We start from the raw sequence: 22,591 nt of genomic DNA, 5'->3' as shown, positions 1-22,591 counted from the left end.
TGTATTGAGGCCGTCAAGATCAGGGCGAATCCCAGAACACCAAAGATCGCGCTCAGCACGTGCCCTGCCGTGCCAATCGGGTTCCCCTGGGCATCCTGTGGCGTGATCGACACAAGAAGGCCCACCACGACCGCAGCGGCGGCGTGGATTCCCGCCTTAACGCGCAGTTCCCTGCGGCCCAGTCGGGCCGGTGGTCCGTACGCGTCCGTTGGCCCCCTTCGTCACCCGAAAGCCCTTCGCGCCGACGGAGTAGCTGATCCCCGACTTGGAAGCTGTGACCCGAAGTGGTCCCGCCTTGAAGCTCTTACGGTAGGAGAAACCCATGCTTCGTGCCCTTCTGACATCCTGTTTAGGACACCATCTTTCCAGCCACTACCGATCAGGCGACGCGCTGATGCCTACTTGTGATGGCCCTCCCCCATAAGACAGCATTTGGACAGGCCTCTCGCGAAGTATGTCCCTATTGACCGAGAGGGCCAACGTCCGTCAAGAGCCGGATGGCGGTAGCTGAAACCAGCTTGCCCAGCGTCATCGCAAGATCCATCACGCACCACTCCCTTGCTCGATCCCGCCCAAAGACAAAGCCCCAGACCGATTCAGTCTGGGGCTGCTGGTCCGGGGTCATGTCACAACTTCAGTCTGCGATGCCATCCCCCTCTCCCAGCCCCTGCATGATCCGGTCGTTCATCTCCTGTCCCTGGCCGTCGATGCACTTGGCGTAGATCTTCAGCAGCACGTCCACCGAGTGGCCCGCGCGGGCAGCGACCTCCGGGGCCGGGACACCGGAGTTGAGCCACTGGGAGACTCCCGCATGACGGAGGTCGTACGGCCGGAAGGCGAGGACCGAGGTCACTTGATCGGGAGCGAGGGCAAGTTCCCGCGCCTGCTTCCACGCACGCGAGTACGAGGAGGCCGCGATCACGTTGCCCCGCTCGCTGGAGAACAGCCGGCCGTCCTTCGCCGTACCGAATTCCTTCAAGTGCTCGCGCAGCAGCCGCACCAGCGGAGGTGGAATCGGCACGATGCGCACCTCGCCCTGGGCTCGCTGCTTCAGCCCCCGCCGGTCATGCGCCTCGCCGGAGTCGGTCCACGCCTTCCCCGCCGAGGGACGCGTCTCCGCCAGTTCGATACGTCCCCAGCCCGACGCCGGAAGCGTGCAGTCGGACCGGCGGAGCCCGAGCGCCTCACCCGGCCGCATGGCCGCGTAGTACAGGCATCCGAAGAAGGCCCGCAGCCGCCGACCGCCCGAAGCCGCCCACGTAGGTGAGCGCGGTCAGCAGCTCCCGAGCCTGCCGCGGATTGACCACCACCCGGCGGTCGACTTCCTGCACCGCGCGCTTGCCACGCTTGCGACGTACCCGGCTCAGCGGGTTGGACGTCAGGTGCTCCAGCTCCACCGCGTATTCAAGCGCGTTGAAGACCACCGCACGCCGACGCCGATACGTCTGAGCCGCCGCAGGCTTGCCGTCCAGCCTCCGCCCCAGTCCGTCGATCAGTTCATGGACATGGGCGATCTCTTGCAGCTCTCCGACCGGAAGCGACGCCTTCTCGATCCAGCAGACAGCAGAGGTGATCTCTTCCGGCCGCTCTCGGTCCCTGCGCGACACGGGCAGGACGTACGAACGGAGCGCGCGACGCAACGTCTCCGGGGCCGGCCGCCCCCGTCCCGGCTTGATGAGGACGGGAACGACCGTCGCCAATGCATCAGTCATGCTGTCCCGATGCTTGGCCGATGCCTCCGACCACCGGGCATCGACGTACTTGATCGCCAGGTCAAGCCCCGGCTGCGCTCCGCTCCGCCGGGCGCGCTTCCCGGCTCCGCTCGGGGCGCCGCTCCTGCCTCCGGCCCGCTCCGCCCGCGCTGCGCCGAGGCGCGCCCACAGGTGGATAGGGCCGGTGGCCATGAGTCGAGCACCGCGGAGCGCGGCCAACGGTCAAGGCGATGCCTCCGGCGGGGGATCGGCCGGCACCGGGATGGGAGCTGGGGTGGTAGGCCGCTCGTGTCGAGAACCTGGTGCCAGTACACGATCGACCCGATGAGCAGCGGATCAGCCGCAGTGATGCGCAATCCCCGCAGCCACCTGGCCTTTCTCGGACTCGACCCGACCCCGCCCCCCTACGACGCGCCGCCTCGTAGGCAGATCTCAACGACTCGAGTGGGGGCACCGAGTGAACGACATCAGCTGCGTCGCACAGAAATGACCGACCGTCATGCCATGCTGCCCGACATTGACTCACGCATTCATGCTAGTCATCGTCATCAACTCAAAACAGTTGAGGCATCAAAAACACATATCGCTCCTGCTCGCGTGGACACGCCGCATTTCGCTCGCTACGATCGAATTGCAGGCGCACACAGCGAGGACCACCCGCACCCGGTGACGCTGATGCGGCAGGCTGAAATTCGCCGGTCCTTATCTCGCCAAGCGCATCGCAGCGCAAGTACCGCGTCCTGCTTCGGAGCCGCATCGAATGTGACATGATCCGGGACCATATTTCCATGCGCGTATCGCCTCCAAGGGAGAGGACAGTTATTATGCGCATCAACCGAGTTATCGCGGCCACAGTGAGCCCCCTTGTCGCAGCATCAATACTGGCGTTCACGCCGACGCTGATGTCTCAAGCATCGGCCAGCGCCCCCCAAGCCGCGACAGCACCTGCCGCCAAGCTGATGCCGAAGGTCGATCCACCACCCAACCCCGCGAAAGCAGGCACTACCGCGGGCCGCCAGGCCGGGACAGCGGACGGCAACGACTGCACTTACAGCGAACCGAGCCGCAATCCGATCCCCCCAGCTAATTTCACGAAGAAGAAGGACATCGGGAAGTACTCGGCCGCCTACAACAAAGCGTACGATAAGGCTTTCGACGCTGCGTGCGACGAAGGCGACTAGCGAAGCGTCACCAAACCTTTTGCAGCGGTCCGCCGGAAGATTCTGGCGGGCCGCTCTTCGCGTCACCGGGCCGATTCGACCTTGTGGCAGTCGCATCGCCGCAGGCACACCGAGATCGACCATGAGGAGCGTGGCCAACTTTCAGCGGGGTGTCCGCGTATCGCAGCGAAGTACAGCGACCACCACAACCACAGCCAGTCCTCGCCCGACATAGGCGCGTGGACGACCGGTCGAGCAGCCCTCAGTGACCGTCCCGCCCGTAGTTTGCAACGAGGGGCGCGCCGCAACACGGCTTCGGGCCGTCTCTGGGCCGGGCGGGGGTGCTCGACGATGACAGACAACGACAGTCAGCAACGGCTCTTCCTCTGCTCAGGGACGGTACTTCTGATGCCGGCGCAGGTGCTACTCAGCGAAGCGGAGTTGAGCCAGTTATAAGAGTGGGCGTCCTGCACTCAGCCGCAGACGGGGGTAGCGCCGGCCATCGGCACCCGGTCTCGTCGTGGTCTCACCTCTGGTCTCATTCACGGGCGTACCGTCCCGTCCGGGTGAGTACCGGCCCAGGTCTAGTTGAAGAGCAGCGAGCGCGCGTAGACGCAGGTGAACGGCTCCGCACGGCGCTCGAATGGGCACGAGCACACTTGGAAAGCATGTTGCCGCATACGCTCAGAGGGCCCCTTGTGCGCGTTTAAGCAACTACGCACACATTGCTGTCGGGCAGGCCGAGTTGCCGCACGGACGTAAGCGCACGGAAGTGAAGGGGCACGTCTCCATGAAACCGACTAGCGTCCGATTACGTGAGGCTCGTGCCAGCCGAGGCTGGAGCCAGCCGCGACTGGTGAGGGAGTTACGCCAGGCAGCTACTCGGCGAGGGCACCAGCTCCCATCGGACGCCAGCGTCAAACGCCGTATCGCCAGTTGGGAGAACGGTCACAGCACGCCGGACCACTTCTACGGTCCGCTGCTCTGCGATGCCCTTTCCACAACCGCTGCGGAACTCGGTCTCGACCACGGAGAGCCGAAAGACGTTCCGGTACTCGACGCCGTGTATCCGGCCAGTCCGGACGACGCCATACGAACGGTCAGCCAGTTGTGGCGCGCGGACCTCAACCAGTACGACCCGCTGCTCACAGCGGAGCCGTCCGAGCCCGCGTGGAACGAAGCTTCCCTTCGGTGGCTGGTCGCGCCGGAGCCAGGCATTCCCAGCCCGCGCACCGAGGGAATGCGTGTCGGTTTCGGAGACGTGGCCGCCGTCAAGACCACAGCGGAAACGCTGAGGAGCCCCGGACCGACCGGCGACAGCAACGTCTGCAAGCGTGAGGACGGCATAGCTGAAGCCTGTTCAGGACGACGACTGGTACACGGGCACCGTCCGAGGGTGCTCGACGACAACCAATGCCGACAACCACCGACAGCCAGGTCTCAGGTCGCACCGTCGGTCGGTGGCGTGGCGCGGGCGGGGTCAGTCCGTGGCGATCAGCAGGTCCCCCTCGCCGTCTCGCCAGCCGATGCTCACCGCGCCGTCGGCGGTGTCGCCGATGTCGAGCTTCACGAAGTAGTCGTAGTCGTCCGGCGTGGTCATGGCCGGCAGCCGCAGGGTGTGGAGGAGGCGACCGCTGTCCGCGTCGAGGATGAGCAGGTCCGCGCGTATCCGGCGCCCTGCGTCTGCCTCGGTCAGGAAGGGCTGACGTACGACATAGATCCGGCCGTCGGCGATCTCGGGGAACCCGTACTCCTGGCCGGTCGGGGCCCGCAACTGCCAGGAGGGTCGTCCGTCTCGGATGTCGTAGGCCTGGAGGAGGGTGTCGTGGTCCTCGGAGTTCTCTTCCGGGTCGGTGCCGGACAGGACGTGGCCGCTGCCCGCAGCGGCCACGTCCCACTCGTCCAGGGGGAGAGTGGCGCGTGCGGAGATCCCTTGACGGTCCATGTCGAGCAACTGGACGGTCCGCAGGCGGTCCGGGTCCGGAGCGACGAGCGTGTGCCCGTCGGCCCAGGCCGTCAGCTTGGGGTCCACGGTGGGCTGTCGCCAGAGGACCTCGCCCGTGCGGTTGTCGACACCGAGCAGAAGCTCGTACTCGTCCCGGTCGAGGCTCGTCACGTTGCACATCACGTGGACGGCGCTCAGGTGCCCCGGTAGGGCGTGCACGGAAAAGACGAGTACCTCGGGACACGACTCAGGCATCTTCGCCGTCCACAGGCTGCGGCCCGCACGCTCGTCGAAGGCACGCACGGCGCCGGGTGCATCGGTGACGACCTGGCCGCCGGCGAGTTCCACGGGCCGATAGCCGTCCTCCCCGATCTCTACGCGCCACAGCAGCCCGCCCGTACGCAGATCGATGCCGACAAGCCTTCCGTCAGCGTGGCCGACGACCACGGTGCGTTCCGACACTTTGAAATCCCACGAAACTCCCTTGGCGCCCCGGCGCTCATAGCGCCAGTACTCCTTACCGGTCCGCAGGTTCACCGCCGTCACGCCGGAGACCGTGTTCCGCAGGTACACCCCGTGTTTCAGTGCGTGCTCATCCGAAGTCCGGCGTACGACGCGGTCAGGCGCGACCGGGGCACCGGCGGCGAACGCGGCCGGAAAGGGGCCGCGGGCTCCGGTGAACACGTCCCGCGACTGATATCTGGTCACCAGCAGACCGATCGCGAGGGCGACCAGCGCGATGAACACACCCCACACCCGGCGGCGGGCCGTCTGCACGTCCGCATGGCTCGGAACAGGTGTGCCCGGTCCCCCGGGCAGCCCCACCCCGGGTTCTCCCAGCAGATTCATCCGTTGTCCCACCACAGCCCCGCCGTCCCTGCCGCTGGTCACCGTGACCCCTGCGGCTCAGTCCTCCCGCTCGACCACGTCCGCCCTCCTGTTCCGCGTGGGTTGCACACAGATACGGAAGGGCTGGACACGGCCTGCTCGGAACGCCTCCTGCGACGACGTTATCGGCTCACCGGTCGCCGCATACCACCGCCGGACGGCCAACGCGACGTGTGATCGGTACAGGTGGATCGCCCCTCGACCACAGAGGCACACCGCCGAGCGGTCGCACTGGCCTGCGGGGTGCCGACTGACGTCGGCGTCGGACGACACCGTCAGATGGCACCCCGCCCACTCACTCCCCGCGTCACGCAGGACGCGGGGCCTCCTTACTTCTGCGAGAGGTCCCGGCAACGGCCGTTGGCCCGGGCGAGGAAATCCTTCTTGTTGACGGTGACCGTTTCGTGGTCCTCGTTCTCGGTCAGCACCTCGCCCTTGCCCAGTTTCGCCAGGCCTCCCAGGTCGAACCGGACCTTGCCCGAGATGCCCCGTCCGTCGACGCTGCCGTCGACGTCGGCCGCGTAGCTCGCGTCCGGCTGGAAACCATGCATGTTCGACTCGTAGGTCTTCCATCCCTCCGGTACCTGGAACACCTCCACCGCGCTGGGTGCCGGCCCGTTCCAGCCGCGTGGGGCGACGGCCCACCTCTGGAGTTCGTCGGGGCCGTCCTCGCGATAGACACCGAAGTTGTCCGGGGAGAACTCTGAGCACGTCATGGTCAGTATCCGCGCACCGCCTTCCCCGACCGCCTCGACCGCGACGATCGGTTCGGGCGCCGGCGAGCAGGCGCCGACACCGAGGCCCAGGGTCAGCAGACCCATGGCCACGACCGTGGTGCGGCCCAGCCGCCGTTTGCGTTCAGCCATCGGAACTCTCTCCGGTTCTCATGGGACGGGAGCCCAGTGGTCAGGCTGCCAGTGAACGTAGCCGCCCCACCAGATGTTGGCCTCCACCTCGAACTTGTTGCTCACGGCCGGGTCGTTCCGCTCCCACCAGGAGGAGAGAGATTCCCGCCCGTAGTCCAGCAGGTAGTTCTGGGCCTTGTCGTAGCGGGCCCATTGCTTCGAGTGGACGGCTTCGTGTTTGAGGATGTCCGGGCCGTACTGCTCGGCGGTCTTCCTGCCCGCCTGCTGTTCGATGTTCTCCCGCTCCTGCTTCTCCCTGGCCTGCCGGTCCTGGAGATCCGCCTTGCCGCCCGGCCAGAACAGCACGTCCCCCACCGTCATGGGCTGGTCACCGCCGGGCGAGCCGTTGTAGCAGATCACCTGCTCGGCTCCTCGCTCGCACTTGTTGGAGCCATTGGCCAGCCAGTAGGTATGGGCAAGGAGGTTGGCCCCGTTGTTCGAGTTGACGGACTTGGGGTCCACCAGGTCGGCGGGGCCGGCGTTGCGGCCCGGGGACTTGTTGCAGCACGAGTTGGGCGGCTGCGGCGGCGGAGGACCGGGTGAGGGGGACGGCGTGGCCGAGGACCCCGTGCCACCCGAATGCTTGCCCGACGAGTTGTTGCCGCCTCCCTTGTACTCGGGGCAACGCGGATCGATCACACTCGGGCACGCGACCTTGGGCTTCACCGCTTCTCCGGGTCGGCCGTTTCCCGGGGTCCCGTCGGGCCGCGTGGGACAGGCGGCTTCGCCGGGCACACCGCAGAGCAGACCCATGCCACTGGGGTCGGCCCTGGTCACCGGGTTCTGGGAACCGTAGCCGTAACCGTTGAGGGTCTACGGGATGTCGGTCTGCAGGAGCGGGTCGACACTGATGAACTGACCGATTCCCGGGTCGTATTCCCGGTCGCCGACATGGGTGAGTCCGGTGTCGCTGTCGGCGCTCTTGCCGAGGAATCCCTTGTCGTCCGCCCAACCGGTCGTGGCACCGCCCCGGGAGGACGGGAACGACCGGCACCGGTGCGGCTCCGCGGGTCGGATCCGTGGGTCAGAACCGGCCCGCCCAGGCGGTGAGTTCCGTGCGGGCCGCAGCCAGCAGGGTGGCGGAGGGGGAGGTCGCTCCGTTGGTCACCAGGGCGTAGTGCAGGACGTTCGTGTCCGATGCGGTGAGCAGCAGGCGGCGGCTTCCGGTGCCGCCCGGCTCGGCGGCCGCGGCGATCGGGGCGGTCTGGGTGTACGCGGGCGGCCCGTAGGCGGTGCCGAGGTCGGAGACCACCGTGGTGGACGCCGTCGGGAACGACGCCGGCAGATGAAGTTCGGTCGGCGCCGAGCCGCCCGCGGAGCGCCACACCAGCAGTCCGTACTGGCCGGAGCCGACCAGTTGGGCCACGTCGGGCAGGGAGGACGGTACCGGGTTCCAGGTCAGCGTGGTCGAGCCGTCGCGGGAGCGGTCCTCGTAGGTGAAGGCGACCGTCGTGCCCGAAGTGGCGCTCGGGTAGAGGCGGTCGAGGAGCCGGGCGTCCTGGCGCAGGACCGCCGTGCCCGAGTCGTCGAGGCGTACGGCGGACAGGTCCTCGTCGTTCCAGGCGTCGCCGGTGGTGAGCACCTTGCCGGGGTTGCCGTTCATCAGCTCGTGATGACGGCCGCTGCAGAGGTCCCACTGCCATTGGGAACCGGACAGCACCGGGCCCGAGGCGGCCGGGCCCGACCACCAGCTCGCGCCCTTCACCCGGGAGTCGAGGGCCTGGTACATCGCCTTGAGGACGGTCGGCGCCTTGTCCGCCACCGTGCCCGACAGCGGGTGGCCGAACTCGCTGACCACGGCCGTCGTCCCGGCCGCCGCCGCCCGGTCACGGACCGTGCCGAAGTCGGTCGCGTACTGCCCGTCGGCCGCCTTGCCCCACATCAGGATCCCGGAGATCGCCTTCTGGTCGTAGAAGTGCGTGTTGAAGACGTAGCGGGGGCCGAGGGTGCCCGCGTCCAGCAGACCGCCGGTCTGCTTCTGGGAGGCGATGTTGGCGTTCCAGAAGAGGTTCGGCTCGACGAGGGCGGGCTTGTCCTGCCAGCCGGCCGCGTCCATCCGGGCGCGGAACTCCACGTAGAACGGCCACAGGACGTCCCGCTCCCAGGTGCGGCTGGTCTGGCCGGAGTCGTAGGTGCCCGCGTACGGCTCGTTGAAGGGGTCGAAGCCGACGACTCCCGCGAACTCCTCGGCCGACAGGTGCTGTCCGAGATAGGCCATGGTCTGCTGGGCGGTGGCCAGGAAGGCGTCCTGGAGGCCGTAGGCGTTGTGCCAGAAGTCGTACGACGCGGCCTTGACCGCGCCGTTCTGGGTGATGTTCTGGCCCCAGAAGAGGCAGATCCCGCAGGACTCGTCCGGATAGGCACCCGCGTCCACGGCCCACTCGGGGGCGCCGTCGCCGGTGTACCAGCTGTCGTCGTCGAAGAGGTGGCGGGAGTAGAGGTCCTGGTGGAAGTCGGGGTAGACGCGGATGCCCGCGTCGAGGAAGGCGCGCAGCTGGTCCGTCACCGCGGCCAGATAGGCGGTGTCCACCTGGCCGCGGACCGGTTCGGCGTGCGCCCAGGAGAGCAGGAAGCGGACCGAGTTGCCGCCGCCCAGGGCGCGCAGCGCGGTCGCGGACTTCTTCGCGTCGGCGACCGAGGCGAAGGGCAGGCCGCCGTTCTCCTCCAGTTTGGTCTCGCCGGAGACGTTGTAGCCGCGCAGCACGACCTCGCGGCCGAGGCTGTCGGTGAACCTGCCGTTCGACACGGTGAGGGACGTGCCGTCGAACCAGAGGGAGTCGGGGACGGTGGTGGCGGCGGTGGCGGACGGGGAGCCCGCCACCGTCAGGAATCCGCAGAGGACAACCAGAACCACGAGCAGACGCGCCCGGATATTCGGCATGTCCATTACATTCCGAGGATATCCTTCAACAGTCAACACCACTGACTCCGGAGTAAGTTCGTCCCTCGTCGCCCCGGCGGCTCTCGGCCACCGCTGCCGCCGCGCCCGGTCCGCCCCGGCCGGCGCCACGGCCGCCCCTCCCCCGTGGCCGCCTCAGCCGCCGACCCCGCGCGTCACCTGCAACAGGTACTCCTTCCGGTTCAGCGGGTCGTGGTCGGTGCGGGCCCGCTCGGGGACCGGGCCGCGCGCGATCGGCGCGTAGTGGTCGAAGGCGCTCTCGAACTCGCCCTCGCCGCGGGTCAGTCCGGGCAGCCGCTGTTCCAGGGCGCGCACCTCGGCGGCCGGCACCACCCCCTCCAGGACGCAGACCTCGCCGCGCGTGGCGGCCGTCCGCGGCACGGCCCGCAGAGCGGACAGCACCGGCAGCAGGGCGCCCAGGGTGTCCACCGGGGCGTCGAGGCGGAAGCCGTGCATCGGCTCGTGCACCCGGGTGCCCGCCCGGCGCAGCGCCTCGACGAGCACCAGCGGGGTCAGTCCGCGGAAGTCCGCGCCGGTGCTCGACATGCTCTTGTCGAAGCGCTGGTGGGCATGGCTCTGCCGGGGCGAGTAGCCGCAGTGGGTCATGGTGACCGCGCAGTCCGTGACCTGCCAGCCGTGCAGGCCCTGGCCGAGGGTCTCGCGCACGGTGTCCTCGACCGCCTTGAAGAAGGCGTACGGCATCGCGCCCAGCTCGACCTCCAGCCCGAAGGAGACGCCCGCGCCGACCGGGGCCCGCTCGACCCGCAGGCCGACGGTCGCCAGGAACGGGTTGAGGTCCTTCTTGTTGAACTCGACGGCCTCGCCCGTCCCGGCCGGCCGCTCGACGCACAGCGGCGTCGTCCCGCGGAAGGAGACGTCGAGTCCGTACTCGTCGGCGAGGGTCGCCTGGACGACCTCCTTCTGCACCTCTCCGTACAGGGACACCGAGATCTCCCGGCGCGCCTCGTCGTACCGCAGGTCGATCAGCGGGTCCTGCTCGGCCAGTTCGGTGAGCGCCGTGTGCAGTGCCCCGGTGTCCGTGCCCCGCCCCGGTACGACGACGGTCTCCAGGGTCGGCGGCGCGAAGAAGTGCCCGTACGGCTTGCGGGGCACGCCGATCGGGTCGCCGATCCTGACGTCGGCCAGCCCCCGCAGCCGGGCGATCCGGCCCGCGGCGACGGCTCCGGACGGGGTGTCCGTGCCGTGGTCGAAGACACCGATCCCGGTGATCCTGCCCTCCCGGCCGCCTTCCCCGAAGGCGATCCGGTCGCGCACGCGCAGCGTGCCGGAGAACATCCGCGCGAAGGCGACCTTCTCCCCCGCCGCACCCCGCTCGACCTTGAAGACGGTGCCGGAGACCGGGCCTTCGGGGTCACCGCCGGCGGTCGGCAGCAGGTCCCTGATCCCGCGGACCAGCTCCGGCACGCCCGCGCCGGTCGTCGCCGAGCCGAAGTACACCGGGTGCACCTCGGCCTGCCGGGTCCCGGCGACCAGGGCCGCGTGCAGCCGGTCGTGGCCGACGGCGCCCTCGACGTAGGCGGCGAGCAGGGCGTCGTCGTGGTCGGCGAGGACGTCGAGGGCGGCGGGGCCGAAGCCGGGCGTGAACGCCGCCTCGCGGGTGCCGAGCCCGGTGGTCCGGCCCATGGGGACGACCGCCGCGGCGAGGCGCCGGGACAGCGCGCGCAGCACGTCCGCGTCGCGGGCGCCACGACGGTCGATCTTGTTGACGAAGATCAGCGTGGGGATGCGCAGCCGGCGCAGCGTCCGCATGAGGACCCGGGTCTGCGCCTGGACGCCCTCGACGGCCGAGACCACCAGCACGGCCCCGTCGAGGACCCCGAGGACGCGCTCCACCTCGGCGATGAAGTCGGGGTGGCCCGGGGTGTCGATCAGGTTGACGGTCACGTCGTCGACCGGGAAGGAGACGACCGCCGATCTGATGGTGATGCCGCGCTGCCGCTCCAGCGCGAGGGTGTCGGTGCGGGTGCTGCCGGCGTCGACGCTGCCGATCTCGTCGATGACCCCGGCCGTGTGCAGCAGCCGTTCGGTCAGACTGGTCTTACCCGCGTCCACGTGCGCGAGGATTCCGAGGTTGAGCAGGTGCACGAAGCGTCATGTCCTTCGAAGAGGGGGTCGTTCCTTCCGGGCTTGGACATGAACGGTGCGCGCATCGGTGCTCCTGGTTCCGTGGGGGACTGGTCACTCTCAGTGCAGCAGAGTCGCGGGCGGCACGGCAACGGATTAACGCCCGGCGGCGGCAGCGTGGCGGTGCGTCGACGGCACCGGACCGGATGCGACGCTGGCCGCGGCGGCGAGAGGGGCGACGATGCGTGACGTTTTCCCGGCGCTGAGCCGCTGGTACGCGGCCGGTGTCCCCTTCGGTCTCGCCGTCGTGGTCGAGGTCAGCCGCAGCGCGCCGCGCGAGCCCGGCGCGGCCATGGCCGTGGGGCCGGACGACGAGGTCGTGGGCAGCGTGTCGGGCGGCTGCGTGGAGGGCGCGGTGTTCGAACTCGCGCGGGAGGTGGTGACCAGTGGCCGGGCCCGCCTGGAGACCTTCGGCTACGACGAGGAGGACGCCTTCGCCGCCGGGCTGACCTGCGGCGGTGAGCTCACCGTGCTGGTGCGGCCGGTCTCCCCCGCGCTGGACCCGGCCTTCGGCGAGGTCGCGGGGTCGGTGGCGGCCGGCCGGCCGGTGACCGTGGCGACGGTGACCGGCGGGCCCGCGCCGCTCGGTGCCGTCCTCGCCGTCTGGCCCGACCGGGCCCTCGGCACGCTGGGCACGCCGGGTCTGGACGTGGCGGTCACCGCCGACGCGCGCGGCGGTCTCGCGCTCGGCGCGACGGGCGTACGGCACTACGGGCCGCACGGGGAGCGGCGCGAGGACGCCGTCCGGGTGTTCCTGCACTCCTTCGCGCCGCCGCCGCGCATGCTGGTGTTCGGGGCGATCGACTACGCGGCCGCGGTCGCCCGGATCGGCGACTTCCTCGGCTACCGGGTCACGGTGTGCGACGCCCGCCCGGCCTTCACCACCCCGAAACGGTTCCCGGCGGGCGTCGAGGTGGTCGTGGACTGGCCGCACCGCTATCTGCGGGGCACCGACACCGACGAGCGCACGGTGGTGTGCGTCCTGACCCACGACCCGAAGTTCGACGTGCCGCTGCTCCAGGAGGCGCTGCGCCGGCCCGCCGCGTACATCGGGGCGATGGGCAGCCGCCGTACGCACGACGAGCGGACGCGGCGGCTGGTCGAGGCCGGGCTCGGCCCGGGCGAACTGTCCCGGCTGCGCTCACCGGTGGGGCTCGACCTCGGGGCCCGTACCCCCGAGGAGGTGGCGGTGTCGGTCGCCGCCGAGATCGTCGCGATGCGCTGGGGCGGCAGCGGCGCTCCGCTGACGGCGACGCGGGGAGCCGTCCACCCGCGCGCGTCGCGGTGAGTGCGTACGGGCCTGCGGGCGGGTGCCCGGTCCCGGGTGCGCACGGTTGCCGCGTACGGCGTCAGCGCGGTGGCAGCCGGTGCAGGACCACCTCGGTGAGGGCGCCGTCGGCCACGGTGGCGGTCATGTACGTGCAGTGGGGTTGGCGCCTGCGATCGGTCGGTGATCCGGGGTTGAGCAGGCGCGGTCCGCCGGGGGCGGTGGTGTCCCAGGGAATGTGGCTGTGGCCGAAGACCAGGACGTCGAGGTCGGGGAAGCGGGCGGCGCAGCGGGCCTCCCGGCCCTGGGCGGAACCCGTCTCGTGGACGACGCCGAAGCGCAGGCCGCCGAGTTCGGCGTACGCCACCTCGGGGAGGCGGGCGCGCAGGTCCGGGCCGTCGTTGTTGCCGTACACCCCGACGACCGCGCGGCTGCGGCTCTCCAGCAGGTCGAGGGTGTCCGTGTCGACCCAGTCCCCGGCGTGCAGGACGACATCGGCGCGCGGGAGTTCCGCGAGGAGCACGGCGGGCAGCTCCTTGGCGCGCCGGGGGAGGTGGGTGTCGGCGGTCAGCAGCAGGCGCACGGGTTCAGCGTACGGCGTCCGGCCCCCGGCTCCGCTGCCGACGGACTGCGGACGGGCCACGGACGGGCTGCGGGCGGACTGCGGGCGGACTGCGGACCGCCCACAGGTGATCTACAGATAAAACTGTTCAGTTGTAACTGGACAGTTTGCGTCGGCAAGTTTTACGGTGGCCCCATGGAGCAGCCCATTCCGGAAGCCGCCGAGGTGCCCGGACCGCCCGACGGCGTGTCCGAGTCCGCCGCCCGCGCCGCACGCGATCTGCGGGTGGTGTTCAGCCGGCTGCGCCGGCGCATCAGGGAGGTCGCCGAGGACGAGGAGCTCACGCCCTCGCAGGAGTCCGCGCTCACCCTGGTCGGCAAGCACGGGGCCGCCACGGCGAGCGCGCTGGCGGCCGCCGAGGGGGTCCGGCCGCAGTCGATGGCGACCACGCTCGCCGCGCTGGACCGGCACGGACTGATCCGGCGCAACCCCGACCCCGACGACGGCCGCCGCCAGCTGGTCACGCTGACCGACGCGGGGCGTGAGCGGGTCGAGGGCAACCGGCGGGTCCGGGCCGAGTGGCTGGCCCGCGCGTTCGAGGACCGGTTCACGGAGGACGAGCGCCGCACGGTGCTGGCGGCGTTCGCCCTGATGGACCGGCTCACCGAGCAGTGATACCGCGGCTCTCCCGGCGCGACCCGGCCACGGCGGCCGGTCCCGCCCCCGACGCCTTCGACCGGCGGCTGATCGCCCCGATGGTGCTGGGCTCCGTACTCAACCCGATCAACTCCTCGATGATCGCGGTCGCGCTGGTGCCGATCGGGACCGCCTTCGGGGCCCCGCCGTCGCGGACGGTGTGGCTGGTGTCGGCGCTCTATCTGGCCACGGCCGTCGGACAGCCGGTCATCGGACGGCTCGTCGACATGTACGGGCCGCGTCGCCTCTACCTCGCCGGGACCGGCCTGGTCGGGGTCGCCGGCCTGCTGGGCGCCCTCGCGCCGACCCTGGGCACGCTGATCGCCGCCCGGGTGCTGCTGGGGTTCGGGACGTCGGCCGCGTATCCGGCGGCCATGCAGCTCACCCGCAGCGAGGCCGAACGCACCGGGCGGGACAGCCCTGCCGGGGTGCTGACCGCGCTGGCCGTCGCCGCGCAGACGGTCGCCGTCGTCGGGCCCACCCTCGGCGGGATCCTGATCGGCCTGAACGGCTGGCGGGCCGTCTTCACCGTCAACGTGCCGCTCGCGGCCGCCTGTCTGGTGCTCGGCGCGCTGCGGCTGCCGCGGACCCGGCGACCGGCCGGCGAGCGGCGCGGTGTCGACCCGCCCGGCATGGCCCTGTTCGCCGTCACGCTGATCGCGCTGATGCTGTTCCTGATGGGCCCGCGCCTGGAGCACTGGTACCTGCCCGCGATCGGCGCCGTCGCCGCCGTCGCCTTCGTGGCGCGGGAGCTGCGGGTGCCGGATCCGTTCGTCGACGTCCGCGTCCTCGGCGGCAACCTTCCGCTCATCGCGACCTATCTGCGCCAGTTCCTCGGCTACACGACGTCGTACGCCTATCTGTACGGGTTCACCCTCTGGCTGGAGGAGGGGCGCGGGCTGACCACGTCCACCGCCGGGCTGGTGCTGCTGCCGCTGTCGGCGAGCGCGCTCGTCGTCTCCACCCTGACCGGCCGCCGCGAGGCCGTACGGAGCAAGCTGGTGGTGGGTTCGCTCGTGCAGATCGCCGGGTGCGCGGCGCTGCTGCTGGTGGGTTCCGGCAGCGCGCTGTGGGTGCTGCTGCTGACGGGCGCCGTGATGGGCGTACCGCAGGGGCTGATCGGGCTCGCCAACCAGACCGCCCTGTACCGGCAGGCCGAGCCCGCCCGGATCGCGTCCGCCGCCGGGCTGCTGCGCACCTTCATGTACCTCGGCGCGCTGGGCGCCTCCGCCGCCGACGCGGCCTTCTTCACCCACCGCGCCGACACCGCCGGGCTGCACGATCTGGCCCTGTTCATGCTCTGCGGGTCCGCGCTGCTGCTGGTGGCCACCCTGGCCGACCGCTCGCTGAGCACCCTCACCCCTCGTGACACCCGAAACACCCGAAAGGTCTGACCCTCATGGCACCCACCGCCCTCGACCCGCGCACCGCCCTCGTCGTCATCGACCTCCAGGCGGGCATCGTCGCCGCGCCCACGCAGCCGTACAGCGGCGCCGAGGTCGTCGCCCGCACCGTGGAGCTCGCCGACGCCTTCCGCGCCCAGGGCCTGCCCGTCGTCCTGGTCCGGGTGTCCTTCGCCGCCGACGGCGCGGACCTCGCGCCGGGCCGCACCGAGGCCGGGCGCCCCGGCGCCACCCGGCCGGAGGGCTGGGACGTGATCGTCCCCGAGCTGGCCGGGCACCCCGGCGACATCACCGTCACCAAGCACAACTGGGGCGCCTTCCACGGCACCGACCTCGATGTGCAGCTCCGCCGCCGCGGGGTCACCCAGATCGTGCTGACCGGCATCGCCACCAGCATCGGCGTCGAGTCCACCGCCCGCGCCGCCCACGAGCACGGCTACCACGTCACCCTCGCCACGGACGCGATGAGCGACATGGACCCCGAGGCGCACCGCGGCAGCGTCACGCGGATCTTCCCCCGGCTCGGCGAGACGGGCACGACGGCCGAGGTCCTCGAACTCCTCGCCAAGACGCGCTGAACCCGCCCGGAAGGACGGCCGGCCTCCCCGACCCGGGTCCGACAGATGCCGGGCGGACGGTCGGCCGGTCTCCCGGCGCCGCCCGGCAGCGCGGGCGGGCGGTGTCTAGTCCTCGCCCCTGACGATGTTCCCGTCCGGGCCCGGCTGCCGTACGGCAGCGCCGCCGAGGTCCTCGACGGCCGGGACGCACGTACGCATCACCGGCCGGTCACGCAGCCGCCGGGCCCTCGCCCAGCCCGTCTCGGACGGGCGGCCGGCCGCGCTCGGCATGGTGTTCGCGATGTCCGCGCTGTTCGGGGTGTCCATGGCGGTGTGCGAGGTCACGACACTTCACATTCCTTCTGACGACAGTCCCGGGGACGGCCTTCACCCGTCCTCCGCACCCCGTCGAGTGCCCGGCCACATCCGGACCAAACACCCATTCGCGTAACCAAACACCCATTCATGCACAGGTGCGGCCTCCGGTCACCGGGAGCGCACCGCCCCCGACAGCCGGTCAGTCCTCCTGGTCGGCGTCGCCCCGGAGGCCGGGGCGTCCGTCGGCCGCGCGGATGAAGCGGGTCATGCCGAAGTGGCTCGCGCCGGGAGCGCCCGGAGCGGGTACGGGAAGCGGTTCGGCGCCCTGGGAGGCAGGGGGCAGGACGTAGGGGCGGCGGAGCACCTCGTCCAGGACGATGACGGTCTCGGTGGCGCGCACCGCGGGGATGTTGGACAGCTTGTCGGTGACCACCCGGTGCACGGCGGCGACGTCGGCCACCCGGATCTGGATCATGGCGTCGTGCTCACCCGTGGTGACGACGCAGTACTCCACCTCCGGCATCTGGGCCGGCGCGGCACGGAACTGCTTCCACAGTTCCTGGCGGACGGTGACGAAGATCAGGGCGCAGATCTCCAGGCCGATGCGGGAGTAGTCGACGCGGGCGCTGAACCCGCTGATCACCCCGTCCGCGCGCAGGGCCTCGACGCGGGTGTACGCGTTCGCCCGGGAGACGCCGACGCGCTCGGCGAGGGCGGCCATGGAGAGACGTCCGTGTGAACGCAGGACGTCGAGAATCTTGAAGTGCACCGCGTCGAGGCCGCGCCGCTGCTCGCCCCGCACGACCCGCTGGCGCAGGACCTGCCCCGGCTGGCCTCCCCCGGCGCCGGACACTGGTTCGGCACCGACGAGCTGGGCCGGGACGTGCTGAGCAGGGTGCTGTACGGGGCCCGGATGTCCATTCCGCTCTCGCTGCTGCTGGTGGTCATGTCACTGCTGGTCGGCGGGATCCTCGGCGCCTGCGCCGGGTTCTTCGGGCGCTGGGTGGACGAGACCGTGATGCGGGTCGCGGACCTGGTGTTCGCCTTCTCCACCGTCATCCTGGCGATGGTCGTCGCCGCGGCCCTGGGCGCGAGCCTGGAGAACGCGGTGCTGGCCGTCCTCGTGGTCGCCTGGCCCTCGTACGCCCGCGTCACCCGCGGGCTGGTCATGGGCCTGCGCAACCGCGAGTTCGTCCTCAGCGGACGGCTGCTGGGCTTCTCCGCCTGGCACTCGCTGCGCGTGGACGTGCTGCCCGACGTGCTCGGGCCGCTGCTCGTGCTGGCCACGCTCGACATCGGCACCGCGACCCTGCTGCTGTCCGGGCTGTCCTTCCTCGGGCTGGGCGCCAAGCCACCCACCGCCGAGTGGGGCGCGATGGTCGCGTCCGGTACCCAGCAGTTCGACATGTGGTGGATGGGCGTCTTCCCGGGCCTGGCCATCCTGACGGTCGTCCTGGCCTTCAACTTCCTCGGCGACGCGCTGCGGGACGCGCTGGACCCCAACACCGCGCGGACCATCGGCGCGGAGAAGGAGCGTGTGGCGTGACCACCACCGAAACTCCCGAAGAGGCCGTCGGCGGGACCGCCGAAGCGGTCGGCGACGGGACCGCGGCGGCCACCGGCGGCCCCGCCGAGAAAGGCCCCGCCGAGAAGGGCGCCGCCGTGCTGGAGATCTCCGGGCTCACGCTCGACCTCCCCGCCGAGGGCGGCACCAAGCGGATCCTGCACGGTGTCGACCTCACGCTCCAGGCCGGCCGCATCCACGGCCTGGCCGGGGAGAGCGGCTCCGGCAAGACCATGACCGGTTTCGCCGTCCTCGGTCTGCTGCCGCCCGGCGCCCGCACCACCGGACGGATCGGGTTCGAGGGCGAGGATCTGCTGACCCTGCCGCCCCGGCGGCTCGGCGCGCTGCGCGGCCGCGCGGTCAGCATGATGTTCCAGGACCCGTCCACCAGCCTGCACCCCATGCTCACCGTCGGGCGCCAGCTCACCGACCATCTGCGCCACCACCTGAGGCTGGACCGCAAGGCGGCCCGGGCGCGGACCGCCGATCTGCTCGGACAGGTTCGCATCCCAACCCCCTCGAGGCGCTGGGGCGTTACCCGCACCAGTTCTCCGGCGGCATGCGGCAGCGCATCGCCGTCGCGATCGCGCTGGCCTGCGAGCCCAAGGTGCTGATCGCCGACGAGCCGACCACGGCACTCGACGTCACCGTCCAGGCCGGCGTGCTGCGGCTGCTGCGCGGGCTCTGCGACGACCTCGGCCTCGCCGTGCTGCTGGTCACCCACGACCTGGGCGTGATGTCCGCGATCGCCGACGAGGTCCGCGTGATGCGTCACGGCCTCGTCGTCGAGACCGGCCCGCGCGGCCGGGTCCTCACCGACCCGCGCCACGAATACACCCGTACGCTCCTGGACGCGCTCCCCGGAAGGAGCACCGTATGACCCGGCAACCGGACCGAGGGCCCCTGCTCAGCGTCGATGACCTGGTCGTCCGGTACCGCCGCCCCGGGGCGGCGCCGACCCGGGCGGTCGCCGGGGTCGGCCTGGAGGTGCGGGCCGGGGAGGTCGTCGGGCTGGTCGGCGAGTCGGGCTGCGGCAAGTCGACGCTGGCCCGCGCGGTGTGCGGGCTCGCCCCGTCCGAGGCGGGCTCGATCACCTTCGACGGCACGCCGGTGCGCCCGCTGGGGGTGCGCCGCCGCGATCCCGTGCTGACGTCCATTCAGATGGTCTTCCAGGACCCGTACGGACGCTCAACCCCCGCCGCCGGGTGGGCGCGCAGATCGCCGACGGCATCCGTACGGCGGCCGGGCGCCGCGAGGACGCCGACGGCGCCACGCCGGAGGACTTCCTGACCCGGGTCGGCCTGCCCGCCGACGCCGCGCTGCGCTACCCGCAGGAGTTCTCCGGTGGCCAGCGCCAGCGCATCGCCATCGTCCGGGCGCTCGCCGCCCGGCCCCGGCTGCTGGTCGCCGACGAGCCGATCTCCGCGCTCGACGCCTCCGCCCAGCTCCACGTGGCCAGACTGATGCGGTCGTTGGCCGTGGAGTCGGGCGCCGGGCTGCTCTTCATCAGCCATGACCTGTCCGTCGTACGCCTCATCGCCGACCGCATCGCGGTGATGCACCTCGGGCAGATCGTGGAGACCGGGGTCACCGCCGAGGTCTGGGACAACCCGCGCCACCCGTACACCCGGGCCCTGCTGGCCGCCATCCCGCAGCCCGACGGTGCCGGGCTGCTGCCCGCCGAACTCCCCGGCGACATACCCGACCCGTCGGCCCCGCCGAGCGGCTGCCGCTTCCACCCGCGCTGCCCGCTCGCCTTCGACGGCTGCGACCGCGAGGAACCGAGGCTGACCGACGACGGCGTCGCCTGCCGCCTCTACCCGGCGGTCGCGCCTTCGACGGCCGCGGCCGCGAGCAGCAACGGCTGACCGCCGGCGGCGTCGCCTGCCGCCCCTGCCCGGCGGCCTGACCGGCACTCAGGAACCTTCAGCACGGCACTCGGCCGTGGGGCGACTCCCCTCACGCCCCGGACGGACCCTCCCGCCGCGGCCCCGCCGTGCCCGACCGGCCCCGGAGCGAGCGACCGCTCCTCCCCGGCCGCCCCCCATTCCACGGAGATGTGATGCAGGACCGAACCGACACCGCCGGGCCCGGCCCGGATGCCCAGCCGGCCGACCGCCTCCGGGCCGCCCGCGCGGCCACGGCCGCCGCCGGACCGGACGCGCTGCTGATCTCCCCCGGCGCGGATCTGCGCTACCTGACCGGCTACGACGCCCTGCCGCTGGAACGGCTGACCTGCCTGGTCCTGCCGGTCGAGGGCGACCCGTTCCTGCTGGTGCCGGCCCTGGAGAAGCCCGCCGCACAGGCCTCGCCCGCGGGCGGACTGGGCATCGAGATCACCGGCTGGGACGAGACCGACGACCCCTACGCCCTCGTCGCGGCCCGGCTGCCGTCCCGTACCGCCGGGGTCGGCGTCGACAACCACATGTGGGCGGAGAAGACGATCGCGTTCCGCGACGCGCTGCCCGGCGCCCGGCAGGAACTCGCGGGCGGCGTGCTGAACGGGCTGCGGATGCGCAAGACCCCGCAGGAGGACGTCTTCACGGACCTGGCCGTGGCCCGCTACTGGCTGCGCGTCGACTTCCGTGCCGCCCCGCCGGAGCTCGTGCGCAACACCGCGCTCCTGCGCCGGGACGCCGGCAGCGGCGCGTGGCTGATCGTCCACCTGCACGAGGACGTCCAGGCCCCCGCCCACCCGTAGGGCGTGCTGCGCGAGGCACTCGAGGACCCCGTCATCGGCGGAAGGCCGATGACGGGGTCCTCGTGCTGCCGGCACCGCACGGCACCTCACAACTCTGCTGTTCTGCGCCGAAGTCGGGGCTACGTCGAGTCCGGGTACGCGGGCCGCGCCGGGGCCCGTCCACAGCCGCTCCGGGGGCCGCCCACAGCCGCTCCGCGGCCTCCTGCCGGGCCGCGCGACCAGCGGGTCCCGGGACGGCCGACCCCTTGCTAACACGGCTCGTCCCACCGCCTCCACAGCGACACGCCGAAGTCGCGGAGTGAGCGGGCGTCAGAAGATCCATCAGAAGGACCAATGGTATGTCAATCCGCTTAATTCGATGGCGATATGACAACTCATCAGGCACACAACCTGGGCCATAAATGCCTCGTTTGGCGCTCTCCTGCCGATCTTTCGATATGACCAATATGACCGGTGTGGGTAAGTTCATCCACGAGCCGGCTGACGGGTCGGCCACCCTGAGACAGGAGATTGCGACATGGAGCTTCGTTCCACGGTGATCACCGCGACTGTTTCCGCGGCAGCGGCGCTGGCCGCGACCGGCATCACCTACGCTTCGGCCGCTTCCACTCCGGCGCTTCAGCAGGCGCCGGCCGTCGCCGCCGCCGTAGCCGACGGTGGCAACGGCGGCAACAACAACGGCAACAACAACGGCAAGGGCAACGAGGGCAGGGGCAACGAGGGCAGGGGCGGCGGCTACCGTCACGAAGAGGGCCGCATCGAGATCAACGAGCGGTCCTACTCGGCCCGCCCCGGCGACTGCATCACCGTGCTCAGCGGCCTGGGTGCCCGGAGCCTGAACATCCGCAACGACAGCCGTCGGACCGTCGAGATCTTCCGCGGCGTGGTCTGCGACAACGGCGCCCCCATCGCCACCGTCGGCCCGCGCAGCTCCGCCGACGGCGTGCGGCCGGGCCGCACCGAGGGCATCCACATCGAGCACGGCGTCGTGGCCAGCTTCCGGGTGGTCCGGGGGTACGACGGCTACGACGGCGGCTACGACGGCGGCGGCTACGACGGCGGCGGCTACGACGGCGGCGACCGCGGGGGCGACTGGTAGGACGCGGCCGGTCACCCGGTGAGGAGCCCCGGCCCGCCGGAATCGGGCCGGGGTCCCACTGCCCACCATTCTCCGACAGCCACGCCCCGTGTGCACCCCGCGCGCCCCACGCCGGGCGCGCGGGGTACATGCGGGGCGTGGCTGTCTTTCCCGCACCGGCCGGCCCGCCCCGGGAGCCCCCACCCGCCTCCCGTGCCGCCGCACCGGCCGTCTTCCGGCGTTCCCCCGTCCCGTGAACGGGTGAGGAGTGACATGAGCATCCACCTGGTGGAGGACGTGAGCGACGGCACGTACGTCCTGGACCGCCTCGCCGTCAGCTGGACCCCGGCCCGGCCGTGGCTGGGACACCAGGTCGCGTGGGAGATGAAAGGCCACCTCAAGGAGCCGGTCGACCTGACCCGGGTCACCTGCGATGTGATCATGAAGTTCGGTCCGGTGAAGATGTTCGACCGGAACTACCGGCTGCCCGACCTGCTGGAGGGCGTCGGCGCGAGTCTGCAGGGCGACCCCAGACCGCCCGCCGGACCCTGGCGGCAGACCTGGAACCTCCGGCTGCCCGACGCGGTACCGGTGGCCGAGCACCGCATCCTGCTGCGCGCCCGGACGGGCCGGGGCAGCAACTTCTTCGCCCTGGACATCGCCCTGAACTTCACCCGCCGCTTCCGTCCGGCCGTGCCGTGGAACGACATGGCGGGCTCACGCGTGCTCCACGCCGCGCACCACCAGGGCTGACGGAACCGGCCCGCACCCGCGCCGGTCGTTCCCGCCGC

The 22,591-nt window shown here is 71.2% G+C and carries 23 protein-coding genes and 2 pseudogenes; 14 read left to right on the top strand and 11 right to left on the bottom strand.

Going from position 1 to position 22,591, the window contains the following annotated elements:
• Positions 1–156 precede the first annotated feature (156 nt).
• Together ACZ60B_RS13830 and ACZ60B_RS13825 are read right to left on the bottom strand one after the other, a co-directional pair.
• Positions 157–324, bottom strand: coding sequence for a DUF4236 domain-containing protein (locus ACZ60B_RS13830; protein ID WP_469386446.1), 168 nt, complete (start codon positions 322–324; stop codon positions 157–159).
• 310 nt (positions 325–634) lie between these two features.
• Positions 635–1,778 (bottom strand): annotated as a pseudogene (locus tag ACZ60B_RS13825) (tyrosine-type recombinase/integrase); the annotation flags it as partial.
• A gap of 438 nt (positions 1,779–2,216) precedes the next feature.
• Here ACZ60B_RS13825 and ACZ60B_RS13820 point away from each other — a divergent pair.
• Together ACZ60B_RS13820 and ACZ60B_RS13815 are read left to right on the top strand one after the other, a co-directional pair.
• The gene (locus ACZ60B_RS13820) at positions 2,217–2,483 is read left to right on the top strand and encodes a hypothetical protein (protein WP_469386444.1); all 267 of its coding nucleotides are present in this window, start codon (positions 2,217–2,219) and stop codon (positions 2,481–2,483) included.
• 53 nt (positions 2,484–2,536) lie between these two features.
• Positions 2,537–2,893, top strand: coding sequence for a hypothetical protein (locus ACZ60B_RS13815; protein WP_469386442.1), 357 nt, complete (start codon positions 2,537–2,539; stop codon positions 2,891–2,893).
• Positions 2,894–4,352: 1,459 nt separating this feature from the next.
• On the opposite strand, the gene ACZ60B_RS13810 is transcribed toward ACZ60B_RS13815, so the two are convergent.
• From ACZ60B_RS13810 to ACZ60B_RS13785, 6 genes are all read right to left on the bottom strand, one after another.
• A complete protein-coding gene (locus tag ACZ60B_RS13810; protein ID WP_469386439.1) occupies positions 4,353–5,666 on the bottom strand; it encodes an outer membrane protein assembly factor BamB family protein in 1,314 nt (437 codons plus the stop codon).
• Between the two features lie 368 nt (positions 5,667–6,034).
• Positions 6,035–6,571: a hypothetical protein gene (locus ACZ60B_RS13805; RefSeq protein ID WP_469386437.1), complete on the bottom strand. Its 537-nt coding sequence runs from the start codon at positions 6,569–6,571 to the stop codon at positions 6,035–6,037.
• Positions 6,572–6,589: 18 nt separating this feature from the next.
• Positions 6,590–7,249 (bottom strand): hypothetical protein, encoded by a 660-nt coding sequence (locus tag ACZ60B_RS13800; RefSeq protein WP_469386435.1) that lies wholly within the window; start codon positions 7,247–7,249, stop codon positions 6,590–6,592.
• Between the two features lie 174 nt (positions 7,250–7,423).
• Positions 7,424–7,627 carry an RHS repeat-associated core domain-containing protein gene (locus ACZ60B_RS13795; RefSeq protein ID WP_469386655.1) on the bottom strand — a complete coding sequence of 68 codons (204 nt, stop codon included), beginning with the start codon at positions 7,625–7,627 and terminating at the stop codon, positions 7,424–7,426.
• Positions 7,628–7,634: 7 nt separating this feature from the next.
• Positions 7,635–9,497 (bottom strand): cellulase family glycosylhydrolase, encoded by a 1,863-nt coding sequence (locus ACZ60B_RS13790; RefSeq protein ID WP_469386433.1) that lies wholly within the window; start codon positions 9,495–9,497, stop codon positions 7,635–7,637.
• Positions 9,498–9,644: 147 nt separating this feature from the next.
• The gene (locus ACZ60B_RS13785) at positions 9,645–11,615 is read right to left on the bottom strand and encodes a GTP-binding protein (protein ID WP_469386431.1); all 1,971 of its coding nucleotides are present in this window, start codon (positions 11,613–11,615) and stop codon (positions 9,645–9,647) included.
• Positions 11,616–11,835: 220 nt separating this feature from the next.
• Here ACZ60B_RS13785 and ACZ60B_RS13780 point away from each other — a divergent pair, with 220 nt between their 5' ends.
• Positions 11,836–12,942 (top strand): XdhC family protein, encoded by a 1,107-nt coding sequence (locus ACZ60B_RS13780; protein WP_469386429.1) that lies wholly within the window; start codon positions 11,836–11,838, stop codon positions 12,940–12,942.
• Positions 12,943–13,003: 61 nt separating this feature from the next.
• Here the strand turns inward: ACZ60B_RS13780 and ACZ60B_RS13775 are convergent, their stop codons facing one another.
• Entirely contained in the window at positions 13,004–13,504 is a 501-nt protein-coding gene (locus ACZ60B_RS13775) for a metallophosphoesterase family protein (protein ID WP_469386427.1), read from the bottom strand.
• Positions 13,505–13,678: 174 nt separating this feature from the next.
• On the opposite strand from ACZ60B_RS13775, the gene ACZ60B_RS13770 reads away from it, so the two are divergent.
• The 3 genes from ACZ60B_RS13770 to ACZ60B_RS13760 are packed head-to-tail and all read left to right on the top strand — an operon-like array spanning position 13,679 to position 16,160.
• Positions 13,679–14,158, top strand: a complete 480-nt coding sequence (locus ACZ60B_RS13770; RefSeq protein WP_469386425.1) for a MarR family winged helix-turn-helix transcriptional regulator — start codon at positions 13,679–13,681, stop codon at positions 14,156–14,158.
• Positions 14,155–15,573, top strand: coding sequence for an MFS transporter (locus tag ACZ60B_RS13765; protein WP_469386423.1), 1,419 nt, complete (start codon positions 14,155–14,157; stop codon positions 15,571–15,573). The genes ACZ60B_RS13770 and ACZ60B_RS13765 overlap by 4 nt, the downstream gene beginning before the upstream one ends.
• 5 nt (positions 15,574–15,578) lie before the next feature.
• A complete protein-coding gene (locus ACZ60B_RS13760; RefSeq protein WP_469386421.1) occupies positions 15,579–16,160 on the top strand; it encodes a hydrolase in 582 nt (193 codons plus the stop codon).
• Positions 16,161–16,265: 105 nt separating this feature from the next.
• On the opposite strand, the gene ACZ60B_RS13755 is transcribed toward ACZ60B_RS13760, so the two are convergent.
• Together ACZ60B_RS13755 and ACZ60B_RS13750 are read right to left on the bottom strand one after the other, a co-directional pair.
• Positions 16,266–16,466, bottom strand: a complete 201-nt coding sequence (locus tag ACZ60B_RS13755) for a hypothetical protein (RefSeq protein ID WP_469386653.1) — start codon at positions 16,464–16,466, stop codon at positions 16,266–16,268.
• A 190-nt stretch (positions 16,467–16,656) separates the two neighbouring features.
• A complete protein-coding gene (locus ACZ60B_RS13750) occupies positions 16,657–17,226 on the bottom strand; it encodes an Lrp/AsnC family transcriptional regulator (protein WP_469386419.1) in 570 nt (189 codons plus the stop codon).
• Here ACZ60B_RS13750 and ACZ60B_RS13745 point away from each other — a divergent pair.
• The 8 genes and pseudogenes from ACZ60B_RS13745 (at position 17,221) to ACZ60B_RS13710 (ending at position 22,553) form a co-directional block, all read left to right on the top strand.
• The gene (locus ACZ60B_RS13745; RefSeq protein WP_469386417.1) at positions 17,221–18,003 is read left to right on the top strand and encodes an ABC transporter permease; all 783 of its coding nucleotides are present in this window, start codon (positions 17,221–17,223) and stop codon (positions 18,001–18,003) included. The genes ACZ60B_RS13750 and ACZ60B_RS13745 overlap by 6 nt on opposite strands.
• Positions 18,000–18,635 (top strand): ATP-binding cassette domain-containing protein, encoded by a 636-nt coding sequence (locus ACZ60B_RS13740; protein ID WP_469386415.1) that lies wholly within the window; start codon positions 18,000–18,002, stop codon positions 18,633–18,635. Before ACZ60B_RS13745 ends, ACZ60B_RS13740 begins: the two co-directional genes overlap by 4 nt.
• The gene (locus ACZ60B_RS13735) at positions 18,581–18,901 is read left to right on the top strand and encodes a hypothetical protein (protein ID WP_469386413.1); all 321 of its coding nucleotides are present in this window, start codon (positions 18,581–18,583) and stop codon (positions 18,899–18,901) included. Before ACZ60B_RS13740 ends, ACZ60B_RS13735 begins: the two co-directional genes overlap by 55 nt.
• Complete coding sequence (locus tag ACZ60B_RS13730) at positions 18,898–19,311, top strand: ATP-binding cassette domain-containing protein (protein ID WP_469386411.1); 414 nt, start codon at positions 18,898–18,900, stop codon at positions 19,309–19,311. The genes ACZ60B_RS13735 and ACZ60B_RS13730 overlap by 4 nt, the downstream gene beginning before the upstream one ends.
• Complete coding sequence (locus tag ACZ60B_RS13725) at positions 19,227–19,889, top strand: oligopeptide/dipeptide ABC transporter ATP-binding protein (RefSeq protein ID WP_469386408.1); 663 nt, start codon at positions 19,227–19,229, stop codon at positions 19,887–19,889. The genes ACZ60B_RS13730 and ACZ60B_RS13725 overlap by 85 nt, the downstream gene beginning before the upstream one ends.
• A 194-nt stretch (positions 19,890–20,083) precedes the next feature.
• Positions 20,084–20,554: pseudogene (locus ACZ60B_RS13720) on the top strand (aminopeptidase P family N-terminal domain-containing protein); the annotation flags it as partial.
• 685 nt (positions 20,555–21,239) lie between these two features.
• A complete protein-coding gene (locus tag ACZ60B_RS13715; protein ID WP_469386406.1) occupies positions 21,240–21,821 on the top strand; it encodes a hypothetical protein in 582 nt (193 codons plus the stop codon).
• A gap of 252 nt (positions 21,822–22,073) precedes the next feature.
• Positions 22,074–22,553, top strand: a complete 480-nt coding sequence (locus ACZ60B_RS13710) for a hypothetical protein (protein WP_469386404.1) — start codon at positions 22,074–22,076, stop codon at positions 22,551–22,553.
• Positions 22,554–22,591 lie beyond the last annotated feature (38 nt).

It is taken from the genome of Streptomyces sp. NPDC104096, from assembly GCF_055584385.1.
The sequence above is the reverse complement of the archived record's forward strand: the minus strand, read 5'-3'. Positions and strand labels throughout refer to the sequence as shown.